This is a genomic window from Algoriphagus sp. NF (genome assembly GCF_028823735.1).
Taxonomy (GTDB): domain Bacteria; phylum Bacteroidota; class Bacteroidia; order Cytophagales; family Cyclobacteriaceae; genus Algoriphagus; species Algoriphagus marincola.
Genome location: NZ_JAPEIB010000059.1, coordinates 1 through 13,180, shown reverse-complemented (window position 1 = coordinate 13,180; position 13,180 = coordinate 1). Strand labels below are relative to the sequence as shown.

Here is a 13,180-nt window from a genome sequence, read left to right as displayed (position 1 = left end):
AACCCCGGTAATTTTTACAACGGCTTTTGATGAATTCATGCTCAGGGCTTTTAAAGTCAATAGCATTGATTACCTCCTTAAGCCGATAAAAATCGAAGAGCTTCGTCAGAGCCTGACAAAATTTCAATCTATCCGAGGAAATCAGGCAAAAGTTCATCCTGATTTTCAGGTTCTTTTAGAAGAAATCCGTAGGGATCAAAAATCATTTAAGTCTCGTTGGTTGCTACGATTGGGAGACAAGTTAACATCTGTCTCCACCTCACAAATCTCTTATTTTTACACTTCCAATGGGGTAATTCATCTAATGACAGACAGTGGAAAATCCTTTTTGATGGATCAAAATCTGGAACAGATTCAGGCACAATTAGACCCTCAGGAATTTTTCAGAGCAAATCGCCAAATAATCCTGCACTTTAAATCCATCGCTCAGGTCGAACGTTACCATAAAGGAAAACTTTTTGTTCATTTAGAACCAGCTTCTAAGGAGCCCATCATTGTCAGTGCCGAAAGAGCCTCTGAATTTAAGAGTTGGCTAGATAAGTGATCTTGTTTGCTCCAAGGCAAGAATTTATTTTTCTACAGAAAACCTATATTCAACCTTGTGCTCATATTTTTCGCCTGGACTTAGAATCGGGCTTGGGAAGTTGTCATGATTGATGGCATCCGGCCAAATCTGGGATTCTAGGCAAAAGCCCCAGTGTTTATCGTAGGTTTTTCCATCAGCTCCGTGGAAGTCTTTCACAAAATTTGCTGTATAAAACTGCACTCCCATGTTATCAGAATACATGTCCATGACACGGCCACTTTCGGGATGGTTCACTTGCACAAAATGCTTCATCTCATCTGATTTTTCTAGCTTCATCACCATATTGTGATCAAAGCCTTCACCATTGGCTGCAATCTGCTCCCCAAGGTTTTTTGGAGTTCGAAAGTCAAAGGGTGTCCCCGTCACATCTTTGACCTCTCCGGTTGGGATCAGTTCCTCATCCACCGGGGTGTAGGCATCCGCCCAAAACTGAAATTCATGATCCAGTACATCACGTTTTACTCCACCAAGATTGAAATAGGTGTGATTGGTCAAGTTGATTATGGTCTTCTGGTCAGTGACAGCTTCAAATCTGATTCGCAAAGTATTATCTGTAGTCAATTCCATCCAAAGCGTTGTCTGAAGATTTCCCGGATAGCCTTCTTCTCCATCTAGGCTCAGATAAGTCATTTTCACCCCTACTACTGAATCATTGGAATAAGTCTCAGGGGTCCAGACTTTTTTATTAAAGCCCTCTACCCCTCCATGAAGATGATTGTCTCCATTGTTTCTTGCCAGTTCATAGGACTTTCCGTCCAAGGAAAATTTACCTTTTGCGATTCTATTAGCAACTCGACCTGCGGTAGCTCCGAAGAAAGGATTTGGTTTAGTCAGAAACTCCTCTACAGTATCAAAAGTGAGGGTGATATTTTCTTTGTTTCCGTTTTTGTCGGGAGTAATTATTTTGTGGACTAAGCCTCCAAAATTGGAGAGTTCGACTTGCATAGTTCCATTGTCTAACACATAATGAAAAATGGGCTTGCCATTATGCTCAGCTACTTTTTCTGATTTGATCATAAGGTTGATTTCTTCTTGAATAGGTTCTTGAGTTTGTTTTTGGGAGCAGGCAAATGCAAGCGACAGGGAAATTGCCAAAATATAGGTATTGAAGACTTTCATGGTATGGTGATTTTGCCAGTGAATTTAGTTTACTTACGCTCGTGATTTTTGGCTATTCGCTCCAATTCTGATTGAAGTTTTTCTCCACTTATCCATTTGCCAGCCACTGATACGCCGAGTGGTTTTTGCATAGTTTCCAGGTTTTCTAGTGGGTTTTCTTTGACCATCACAAAGTCGGCCTCCATTCCCTCTTTGATCATCCCCCATTGAGCCGAGGCATCCATGTATTTGGCAGGTTCTACTGATCCACTTTTTAATATCTCAAAATTACTCATGCCTGCTTTGGACATCAACTCTATTTCGTGATGAATGGAAAAACCCGGGACATTAAAAACCTGAGGGGAGTCTGAGGCTAAAAGGACCGGAATCCCGGCCTGATGAAGGGTCATGAAGAGCTGATTACGAAATTGCAAGTATGGCTCCACAAATTCTCGGTCTAGCATCCCCGCACGCTCAAGTTGCTTTTTGGTATTGACCCACTGCTGAATCAGGGGCCCGGGTAAGTATTTCATTTCTGGTGCCTGTCGAAATTCATCGGCAGGGACATAGCCGAAATACCTATCAAATAGCGTCAAAGTCGGGGCAATGTAAGTTCCTTTTTTCAAGGTTTCCTCGATCAAAGCAGGAAGCTTTTCCATTTCCACCTCTCCAACAAGCTTTAAATTGAATGGACCCGAGGTAGTCGGATCGATTGTCAAATCATCCGGAAGCAATCCTTCCATATACCCATCCATGTGTTCGATGGATTTGAAGCCGCTAGCGAGTGCATTTTCTATTCCAACAGCCAAAGGAACATGCCCGCCGAAAGGAATTTGAACTTCTTGGGCTGTTTTGGAGATTGCCCACATTTCATCCAATTCGACTCCTGGATGGATTTTTAAGTGATCATAGCCAGCAGCCTTTTGTTCCCTGACCATTTGAGAAGCCTGCTCTGGGCTACTGACAGAGTTTCCGTTGAAGGACGGGCCTGATATAAAAACACGTGGTCCGGGAATCTCTCCATTTCTCACGCGTTCCCGTAGCTCCACATGACTGGGATGGCCCAGCATACTTCGAATACGAAGAACACCATTGGCCAAATAAAGCCAAAGTGATTCTTCCTGCAATTGAGTACTGCCATCTCCAGCTACTGGTAGGTGGGCGTGAAATTCAGCCAAGCCCGGAAAAATGTAAGCACCCTGTCCATCAATCAGATTTTCATGGCTCATCCGAGGGGTTTGAGGCGTAAGAGGAATGATTCGATCAATCTTGCCATTCTTTACGAATAGTGCATGATTTTCAAGCATTTCCTCTCCATTCATCGTGATGATATGCACATTTGTAACCAAGAAATCCTGTGCAGAAAGCGTGGGTATGGATAAGAAAGTCCAGAAAAAGCCAAATAGGATCTTGAGGGTTTTCATAGTTTTTTGTGGGTTGCTCTCCAATTTCGGCTATTCAGGTGGCTATTCCAATCCGGTCCTGTAATTTCTATTTCTTCAAATAATCCAATGCTTCTTCTAGAATCTCTGTAGGCGTTTGATCGATTGAAAGCTTCTTGCCATAATTCGGCTCTTCCCACGTGGCAAACTGCGAGTCAAGCATTTCTGCCTTCATGTAATGGTTTTTTCTTGCCTTCATTCGATCCCAGATAAGATCCCTGTCTCCTTTGAGATGAATCCATTTTATATCATTCCTTCCAGCCAGTATTTTTCGATAGCTTTCTTTCAATGAGGAGCAAGCCAAGATGCAACCACCTGACTTTTTGGATTCTTCGAGTTTTGAAGCGAGGGCCTCTAGCCAAGGTTGACGATCTTGATCGGTCAGAGGGATCCCATTACTCATTTTTGCTATATTTTCTTTTGGATGGAAAAGATCTGCGTCGTAAAAGGGCAAGGATAGCTTTTGCGATAATGAGGTTCCTAGAGTGGTTTTGCCAGTTCCTGAGACACCTGTGATAATGATGAGTTGATAGTTTGCTGTCATGCTTTATAGAATCATCCAAAGATTGTCTATTTTGGGAAAGATGGAAAATGCACCTTCATTTATTTCGGATCAATTTTACACCAAACGTGTATCAGACCTTCACTTTAGGCATTTAAGGCTTGTTTCCTCAGATACTTCCATTCAAGACTGTGCCAAGCGAATGGCAAGAGAGCAGGTAAGCTGTCTGTTTGTGGGTGAATCCTCAGATCAGATCGAAGGCTACATTACCGATATTACCCTACGCGATGAGGTTTTGGCAAAGGGGCTATCACCTGATGAGCCTGTCAAGCTAATTGTGGAATACAAAATGGTTTCCATTAGCCCGGATGCTAGTTTGGTGGAGGCTTTGCTTTTGATGTTTCGTACCAAGTCCAGGTATCTCTTAGTTGAAGATCAATTCCAATTTATAGGCTGGATCAGCAGAAATAAGATTTTGACAGAGCAGAGTCAGGGGCCTTTTATGTTTATTCAGTCAGTAAAAGAGGCTCGTCAGATTTCCGAGTTGAAATCAAAATGGGATAGAATGCCCGAGATCATCCACCTCTTGCTAAGCCGTGGCATGAAGGCAGCCTATGTGAATCAAATTATCACCACTGTTGCCGATACGATCACACAGCGGGTCATCGAGCGGGTGATCAAGGAGATAGGTCCTGCTCCGGCAAAGTTTGTGTTCTTTGTGCTTGGAAGTGAAGGTAGAGGAGAGCTGACACTCAATACCGATCAGGACAATGCGATCATCTATGAGGACAAGGCTAATGAACAACGAGAAAGTGTTCGTGCTTACTTTTTGGATTTTGCGACGCGAGTTTCTACAGCTTTGGATCAAATTGGGATTGACCTTTGCGAAGGGGATTTGATGGCGATGAACCCTAAATGGACTCATTCCCTCTCTCATTGGAAAAGAAATTATGAGTCTTGGATTGCTGATGCTTCCCAAGAGACTGCCATGAAATATTCCACTTTTTTTGACTGTAGAGCAATTTTTGGAGAAGAAGGCTTACTCGAAGAATTGAAAAATTACATGTATAAACTGGTGGAGTCAGCTCCTGAGCGATTTTTTGTCAACTTGGGCTACAATGCACTTCAGTATGAGCCTCCGTTGACATTCTTTCGAAAGATTCGTACTGAGAAGATTGATGGGGAAAAGCAATTTAACCTCAAGCACGCTATGCGAACCATGGTAGATTTAGCCCGGGTCTATGCGCTGCGGCATCAAGTTCAAGCCACCAATACTTCTGAACGAATCCAAAGCCTACAGGAGAAAGGTGTTTTTTCTGCAGCTGAATGCCAAGAACTTAATCATGCTTTTTCCTACCTAATGGCTTTACGATTGGAAAATCAGGCTGAAATCATCATGGCAAAATCCCCGCAGCCACTCAACTGGGTAAAAATAGACCGACTGACCAAGGTGCAAACAGTGACGCTGATTGAGATTTTTAAAGTTATTCGTGATTTTCAGGCCCGCATGAGAATTTCCTTTACCAAGAGTCTATAAATTCTTGATCTGAATTAGACTTCTTTAAATTTTTTATAAAAGTTATTTTTTATTTAATAAAGTTTTTTAATTTTGTTGAGTGAAAGAAAAGATTGTAAGTGTTTATTAATCCTAATTAAATTTTACAAAAATAAAATCGGAAAAATTTTTTTTGGAGATCAAACGATTGCACTTTATCTTTTATTTGGAATGCGTATCTAATTTATCATCACGTTAATCAGCCTAGAAAACCATGCTCAGCAACTATCCGCTTTCTGAAGTAGAAAAAAGCTTTCTCCAAGAGTCTGGAGTAGATAAAATCACTACTCTAATCCCTTACTTGACGGTTGATAATTTCCCGAAATTAGGTTTGTTGACAGCCTGTAGATTTTTGGAATGGGCCGCTGCAAATCCTCAGGGGGTTATCAGTCTTCCTACCGGTAAAACTCCGGAGTTTTTTATCAAGTGGACGCAGTTTTTGCTTGAAAATTGGGATACAAAAAAAGGCAAGGATATCCGTCAAAAATATGGAATGGGAGATCTTAAAAAGCCTGTCTTGAAGGATCTTACATTTGTTCAGATTGATGAGTTTTACCCGATATCATCCAAGCAGCACAACAGCTTTTACGATTATGTAAACAAGTTTTACATTCAAGGTTTTGGGTTATCAAAAGAGAAGGCTATCCTGATTAATTCAGATGAGATTCCTTTGGCTGAAGGAAAGCACTACTCGGAGATTTTCCCCGATTTGAAAGTGGATCTGTCGCTAAGATTCAGAGATCCAGTAAATGATCTTGAAAAACTACAACAAGAATCGATTTACATGATCGATCAGTGGTGTGCAGATTATGAAAAGCGCATTCGCAACCTTGGCGGGATAGGTTTTTTCCTAGGAGGAATTGGTCCTGATGGTCACATCGCTTTCAACACCCGAGGTTCTCATATTTACTCCGTCACGCGCTTAACCGAGACCAACTTCGAAACCCAGGCTGTAGCAGCAGGGGATTTGGGAGGAATTGAGGTTTCTGCCAACCGATTGGTCATTACCATTGGCCTCGATACCATCGTCCACAATCCTGATGCAGTGGCAATTATCATCGCAGCCGGTGAGGCAAAGGCGGGGATTGTCAAAGATTCCTTGGAGACGAAACTGAATAATGTCTATCCAGCTACTGTCTTACAAAAACTTAAAAATGGTCGATTCTATCTTACCAAAGGAGCGGCTGTCAAGTTGACTGACTCAATGGATGCTTACTATGAGAAAGGAGAGTGGACATTTGAAAAGACCGAACGCGCAGTAATAGATCTGTGCAAGAAACTCAATAAATATGGTCACAGGCTCAAGCTTAGTGACCTAAAGGCTGATAAATATTGCAAACTTATCCCCGACCTTTCAGAAGACACGGTAAATCAGGTCATAAAAAGTATTGATGCAAAATTGGCGAAAGGCTTGGAGCAGGAAGAAAATCAACGACTGCTGCACACAGGCCCACACCATGATGATATTTCTCTTGGTATCCTGCCACACATCACCAATCAGCTGAATGAGCCTACCAATGAGGCACACTTCTCAGTTTTGACTTCGGGATTTACTGCTGTGACCAATACCTTTGTCATCGAGACTTTGCAGCATACCAAAAAGTTACTCGACGAGGGTAAAATCCAAATGGTCGATTATGACGACTTTTTCTCAGTGGGATATAGTCTGAAGACGGATAAAGATGTATACCATTACTTGACAAACGTGGCCTCAGAAAATGCTGAAGCCCGCAAGCGGGGACTTTGTCACCGAGTAGTCAGAGCCTTGGTTAGCGTCTATGAAGTGAAAAATAAGACCCAACTCCGGGAAACGATCAATGATGTAATCAGCATTCTTCGTAAAAGCTACGATGGAGAGAAAAATCCGGCGAAAATTCAAAAGCTGAAAGGGATGATCCGGGAATTTGAAGAGGAGTTGGTATGGGCTCACTTTGGTGTGCAGGTCAAAAATGTACATCACTTGAGACTAGGCTTCTACACTGGAGATATTTTCACCGAGCAGCCTGACAAAACCCGCGATGTAGAACCGATCGTGGAATTGTTTAGAAAAGTTAACCCAACAAAGATTAGCTTAACCCTTGATCCGGAGGGATCAGGTCCAGATACTCACTATAAAGTCTTGCAAGCCACGGCAGCGGCTGTCAAAAAGTGGGGGGAAGAAAAGGATATCAGTGACCTCCGAATTATAGGATATCGTAATGTCTGGTTCAAATTTGAGCCACATGAGGCCAATGTAATTGTGCCGGTATCCTTAGGCGATATGTCTGTGATGGAGGATTCTTTTGCGAATTGCTATCTTAGCCAGGTGAATGCATCCTTCCCGAGTTACTCACACAATGGGAAATTCAGTACTGTCGCCAAGCGTACCTGGGTTGGCCAGTTGAATGATATCCAATTGCTTTTGGGCAAAAACTTCTTCTATCTTCACGAGCGTGCAAAAGTTCGGGCAAGTCATGGACTGATTTTCTTCCGGGACATGAATGTGGAGGAGTTTTTGGCGACAGCCAGAGAATTGGAGAAGTCTATCGAAGGAATGCTTTAAAAAAAGAGGCTGAGAGCCTCAAACCAGACCTATTTAAACCAAAATTGACCTTAGTACTCAGCACATGGAAAAAGCCATTCTGGGATTAGATATTGGCGGTACGGGAATCAAAGGAGGAGTCCACGTCAATGGACATCTCGAAGATATTCGATCGATTCCAACACCAGCGCATGAATCCAAGGAATTCATCCTGGAGACCATTGCCCTATTCATCGAGTCCTACTTGGATTATGATATCGCGGGAATTGGTATTGGTATCCCAGGATTGGTGGATGTAGAACGCGGCGAGGTACTTGGTCTGGCTAATATTCCTGCTTTTCAACATGTGGAATTAGCCAAATTCATTCAAGAGCGATTTTTTAAGCCGGTTTTCATCAATAATGATGCAAACTGCTTTGCGATCGGGGTCCATAAGTTTGGGGTGGGAAAACCCTTCAAAAATCTGGTGGGTATCACGCTTGGAACGGGTGTCGGTGGTGGTATCGTGATCAATGGGCATTTGTATTCGGGGATGTTTTCAGCTGCTGGAGAATGGTGTAGCGCTCCTTATCTGGAACACAATTTCGAGCATTATTGTAGTGGGAAGTTTTTTCATGCATACTATCAGACCAAACCGAAAGCAATGGCCAAGCGTGCACGAAATGGAGACCCTGAGGCAATCAAAGCATTTGAAGAATATGGAAACCATTTAGGGGAGTTGATCAAGCATATTTTGTATGCGCTTGCTCCTGAAGCAGTAGTACTTGGCGGGTCGATTCGAAAGAGCTATCCGCTTTTTGAAGCATCCCTCAAAAAATCACTTTCTACTTTTGCTTATCCCATGGTTTTGGAGCAGGTAAAAATCTTACTTTCCGAATTGGATGAGACTGCCATCCACGGTGCAGTGGCATTGGTGGATTTGGAGCCAGAAGTAATCAATAATTAGCAAAAATTTAAAATGATAGTTGGTTTAGTGAAAGAAAAATGCGGTCTCGATTGAGACCGTTTTTTTTGCTTTTTAATCACTATTGAAAGGAACCTTCAAATTTAATTCCCTGTCAAAAAGCAATGGATAATTTGTCCTGCCTCTCACTGGCCAGTTATTGAGCCAAGAACTGCCATCATGCAAGCCCCAAAAGGTCACTCGGCTGATTTTGTCTGAATGCTTGCTAAATAGCCCAAAAAGTGAAGTATATCGGTTTTTCAATTTCTCCTGAATAGCCGAAGGCAAGGAATCTGTGTATGGGTTCCAGATTTTTGAATCTTCAATCGAAATAGTTAAATCTGCACCATCAAAGTCACTGGGTCTAGGCAATACATCTATATCCAATTCTGTAATCATCACCTGAAAGCCGGCCTGATGAATATCCAATATTGCGGCTTCAATTTGATCTAAGCTTGGATGATCCAAGCGGTAATGTCCCTGCATGCCGATCCCGTCAATCCGAATTCCTTGTTCTCTAAGGTTTTGAGCCATCTTTAAGATAGCCTGGCGCTTTTCCGGTTTCCAGACATTGTAATCGTTGTAGTACAATTCGGCTTCTGGATCCACTTGATTGGCTTTTTTAAAAGCTTCCGCAATATAGTCTTCACCCAAAATCAAATACCAATGGGTTTTTCGCCAGGTACCATCATCTTCAAAAGCCTCATTGACCACATCCCATCCATCAATTCTTCCCTTGTATCTGCCCACTACGGTTTCTATATGCTCATTCATCCGGTCTTGTAATTCCTCTTTTGAAAGAAAACTTCCATCTTGATCCTGAAATACCCAAGTTGGCACTTGCTGATGCCAGACTAGCGTATGACCTACAATAAAAGCATTCATCTCTTCTCCTTTCCTCACATAATTATCTCCAAATTCAAAGGCATATTTCCCTTCTTTTGGGTGGATATTGCTCCATTTTAAACCATTCTCCGAAGTCAGTGAGCTGAAATGCAGATTCAGTAACGAATCGGCCTTAGGCATACTACCATTTATCTGGCGGCCATTAACTGCAACTCCGATAAAAAATTTGTCTTGAAATTCATCTTTTAGTCCCTTCTCGGTAGGAGGATGGCAGGAAAAAACAAAGGCTGAAATGATGTGGATCAAATAAAGAGAGCGTTTCATTTTCAGGGTTTTATAGGATTTTCTAAAGGTAAAAAGACCTGCTCTCAATCTCTACGTTTTTTGATTAAATTACCTTTAACTAATTTGAGCGAGATATCAGTTAAAAAAAGAATCTCCTCATGAACCCCAATAAATTAACCCTAGCACTCGCCCAGATAGCACCCGTTTGGTTGGATAGACAGGCAACTTTGGAAAAAGTAAAAACTTCTATTCAGGAAGCTGCTCAAAAAGGTTGCGAACTTATCGTTTTTGGGGAAGGGCTTTTGCCGGGGTATCCTTGGTGGCTATCGATTACCCATGCCTCTGCTTGGGATGACCGTATCCAAAAAGAAATTCATGCGCATTATGCCCGAAATGCTGTGCAGATCGAACGTGGAGATCTGCTGGAGGTCCAGAAATTAGCCAGACAAAAAAAGATTGCCGTTTACCTTGGCATAATCGAGCGACCAATCGACCGGGGAGGGCATAGTCTCTATTGCTCTTTGGTTTATATTGATCAGGAAGGAGAAGTACGGTCCGTGCATCGCAAGCTACAACCCACCTACGACGAGCGCTTGACTTGGTCTCCGGGGGATGGAAATGGTTTGCAGGTTCATAATTTGAAGGACTTTCGAGTGGGTGGGCTGAACTGCTGGGAAAACTGGATGCCCCTTGCACGAACGGCCCTGTACGGGCAAGGAGAAAATCTTCATATCGCGGTTTGGCCCGGAGCAGTACGAAACACGGAAATGATTACCCGAATGATTGCTCAGGAAAGTCGATCCTTCGTTGTTTCCGTTTCTAGTTTGATGCGGAAGGCTGATTTTCTATCGAATACCCCACATCTCGACTTGATTTTGGAAAACTGCCCGGAGCTTTTGGGCAATGGGGGAAGTTGCATCGCTGGACCTGATGGAAAATGGATTATAGAGCCAGTGGCTGATGAAGAAGGATTATTGATCCAAACTTTGGATCTCAATCGGGTTTTGGAGGAGCGTCAAAACTTTGATCCTGTAGGACACTACTCCCGACCTGATGTGCTGAAGCTTCAAGTCAATCGAAGCCGGCAATCCTCAGTAGATTTTGATGGGGAGTAATTTCTATTTTTCGCCAGGGTGGTAAACTCGTACAGCGTCTTTTAGTACGCTTTCCTTATCGAGGCTCATGGGTTTTAAATCTCTGGCTAAAAAACGTTCCATTTGATCGTCGTAATGAGGACTGTCAGGACGATTGCTCGCCCCAAATACATTGATAGATTCAATTTTGGGTAGTCCTTCCCCGAATCGTACCATCATGATATAGGATTCGCCTTGAACTCCTTTTCGCATACCATTTTCCCAAGGCTCGGATCGCATAGCGGTGATCACATCATCTAGCCCCCATAGTGGTAATACTTTCTCGCCTCTAACGAGTTTTTGGTATTCACCTAAAGTAACAAGTTCTTTGCCAAAATGGCTCTCAAAATGTTCTTTGGCCTTTAAGAGTCCTTCCGCCGCCTCCTCTTCACTTAAGGTAGTCTCCCATTTTCTTCCATTCTCTTCAAATTTCTCCCACCAGTAATAGTAGCTGAAAGCAAAAAGAGCAGCCCCTTCAGAGTTGACGTCTCCACGCTTGTTCCAGTTTTTAAGTGTCTCAATCTGAGCCTTGATCTCAGGAAATTTTTCAGGATCAAGCGAGAAGAGCGCATCCATGTTTGTTCGGAAGGCTAATACCTCAGGTAATTGATCATCAAATTTGATTCGCTCAAAATCTTCCCAGCTTAGCAGTCCCTCCTTTGGCATGATTTCCCGAAAGCGGGTGGAGCGATTGTTTTCCCGGCGAGAAAAATCCATTTCCTCTGCGAAGTTGTTTGGATCTAAGTTGTCTGCTGAGTCGGAGGCGGTAAATGGACTGTGATTAGTATTGAATAGGTATCCAGAAGTTGGATTGAGGTACTGAGGCAGGTCTTCAAAAGTATGGTAGCTTCTCCAGTAGGTTTCTTGGGTATTTCCGGGGACGGTTTCTGTGTACTCGTATTTTGGGTTACGAATCGGTAGAAGTGCATTGCTTACATAAAATACCGTATCGTATTTGTCCGCATAGACTGTATTAAAACTCGTCAATTGAACGCTTTCCATAGCGGCTTTCCATTCTGAGAAGTTATGAGCCTTATTCATTCGCCACCATTGCTCAGGAGCCCCGATCCGATCTAGGGCGCCTAGTTTTATAGAAAACGTACCATTTTCGGTGACTAAAGTGGGGCCATAGATACTTTTCCATACTTTTTTTGGAACTGGCAAGGTAATGAAGTTCCAAAGTTTGACCTTAAGCCAGATAGTCCGCTCCTCAAGTTCAAGCCATTCCTCGTCCACTTTATATTGACCGGGGTTTTCCGGATTGATTTCTAATTGATAGGTGTCCAGCAAATCAGGAAAGTTTACCGTGTGAGCCCAACCCAAATGCTCATTGACACCATGAAAAATCATGGCTCCACCGGGGAATAATCCACCTAAGATGTTCCAACCTTCTTCGGAGTGAAGATGCGCCTCATACCAGGAAACTGGCCCCTCCAGTGGTTGGTGAGAGTTGATAGCCAGAAAGTTTTCCCCTGATTCTGTTCGGGAAGAGTGAATCGCAATTGCATTGGAGCCTTTTGGATTGGGGTCTGGGAGCACTTTTCCCGCTTTGCCGTTTACAATTTGTTGGACTGCCCGATCAGCACCTGACATTTGAGCCAAGGACAGAATGTAGGCGGAGGTAATATCCAATGGGTTCACAGGAAAAGCTCCGGAACACAAAACTTCTTTGGAATGACTCTCAGCGTAGTCATTCATCCCAGCTGCGTAGCCTTCGAGTACGGCTTTGAATTCCTCCGAAAAGCTTTCCTCATACTTTTCCTTGGCAATCTTTTGAGTTTCCAGTAGCTGTACAAAGAAATCAACTGCAGCACCTTCTTCTCCATAAACTCTCCCCACAAGACCTTTTCCTGCAAGCAGCGTCTTTTGAATGGTCTCGAAATCATCTTCAGCATGAGCCCAGGCCAAACCATATGCTACATCTGCATCCCTTTCACCAAAAATATGAGGTACTCCAAATTCATCTCTGGCAATTTCAACTTTTGAGGTATCCCAACCTGATGGTTGTAAAACACTTTGGCAGGACTGGATGGCAAGAACTGCAAGAAGTACAAAAAAAGATTTTTTCATATGTTTATTATTGCCATTTAATGGTCATATGGAATCTCGCAATTATAATCAACCCTCTGTTTGACGGGTACCTTGTGCTCGATTTCATAGGTTTGATTTTGGAATCGGAATTAGCGGTTTATTTTTTGAATTTTCAAAATAGAAAATATGACTATTCGTGATGTTGCACGTATGGGTAGACAGCCGCAATAATGAGTCT

General features: G+C 42.8%; 10 protein-coding genes. 5 read left to right on the top strand and 5 right to left on the bottom strand.

Annotation, left to right across the window (positions count from 1 at the left end; translation table 11 throughout):
* A partial coding sequence (locus tag OU792_RS17690) for a LytR/AlgR family response regulator transcription factor (RefSeq protein ID WP_274670926.1) occupies positions 1 to 544 on the top strand: 544 nt, incomplete at its 5' end.
* Positions 545 to 568: 24 nt separating this feature from the next.
* Here OU792_RS17690 and OU792_RS17685 read toward each other — a convergent pair.
* The 3 genes from OU792_RS17685 to OU792_RS17675 form a co-directional block, all read right to left on the bottom strand.
* Positions 569 to 1,705 (bottom strand): aldose epimerase family protein, encoded by a 1,137-nt coding sequence (locus OU792_RS17685; RefSeq protein ID WP_274670925.1) that lies wholly within the window; start codon positions 1,703 to 1,705, stop codon positions 569 to 571.
* Positions 1,706 to 1,734: 29 nt separating this feature from the next.
* Entirely contained in the window at positions 1,735 to 3,108 is a 1,374-nt protein-coding gene (locus tag OU792_RS17680; protein WP_274670924.1) for an amidohydrolase family protein, read from the bottom strand.
* A gap of 67 nt (positions 3,109 to 3,175) precedes the next feature.
* Positions 3,176 to 3,670 carry a gluconokinase gene (locus tag OU792_RS17675; protein WP_134200602.1) on the bottom strand — a complete coding sequence of 165 codons (495 nt, stop codon included), beginning with the start codon at positions 3,668 to 3,670 and terminating at the stop codon, positions 3,176 to 3,178.
* On the opposite strand from OU792_RS17675, the gene OU792_RS17670 reads away from it, so the two are divergent.
* The 3 genes from OU792_RS17670 to OU792_RS17660 all read left to right on the top strand — a co-directional run bounded on the left by OU792_RS17670 (position 3,669) and on the right by OU792_RS17660 (position 8,650).
* On the top strand, positions 3,669 to 5,165 hold the full coding sequence (locus tag OU792_RS17670) for a DUF294 nucleotidyltransferase-like domain-containing protein (RefSeq protein WP_342453746.1): 1,497 nt from the start codon (positions 3,669 to 3,671) through the stop codon (positions 5,163 to 5,165). The genes OU792_RS17675 and OU792_RS17670 overlap by 2 nt on opposite strands.
* A gap of 232 nt (positions 5,166 to 5,397) precedes the next feature.
* A complete protein-coding gene (locus OU792_RS17665) occupies positions 5,398 to 7,725 on the top strand; it encodes a glucosamine-6-phosphate isomerase (protein WP_274670923.1) in 2,328 nt (775 codons plus the stop codon).
* Between the two features lie 64 nt (positions 7,726 to 7,789).
* Entirely contained in the window at positions 7,790 to 8,650 is an 861-nt protein-coding gene (locus OU792_RS17660) for an ROK family protein (RefSeq protein WP_026944854.1), read from the top strand.
* A 72-nt stretch (positions 8,651 to 8,722) separates the two neighbouring features.
* On the opposite strand, the gene OU792_RS17655 is transcribed toward OU792_RS17660, so the two are convergent.
* Positions 8,723 to 9,817, bottom strand: coding sequence for an endo-1,4-beta-xylanase (locus OU792_RS17655; RefSeq protein ID WP_274670922.1), 1,095 nt, complete (start codon positions 9,815 to 9,817; stop codon positions 8,723 to 8,725).
* A gap of 119 nt (positions 9,818 to 9,936) precedes the next feature.
* Between OU792_RS17655 and OU792_RS17650 the strand changes: the two genes are divergently transcribed.
* Entirely contained in the window at positions 9,937 to 10,893 is a 957-nt protein-coding gene (locus OU792_RS17650) for a carbon-nitrogen hydrolase family protein (RefSeq protein ID WP_274670921.1), read from the top strand.
* Positions 10,894 to 10,896: 3 nt separating this feature from the next.
* Here the strand turns inward: OU792_RS17650 and OU792_RS17645 are convergent, their stop codons facing one another.
* Positions 10,897 to 12,981: a penicillin acylase family protein gene (locus OU792_RS17645; protein ID WP_274670920.1), complete on the bottom strand. Its 2,085-nt coding sequence runs from the start codon at positions 12,979 to 12,981 to the stop codon at positions 10,897 to 10,899.
* Positions 12,982 to 13,180: the final 199 nt, after the last annotated feature.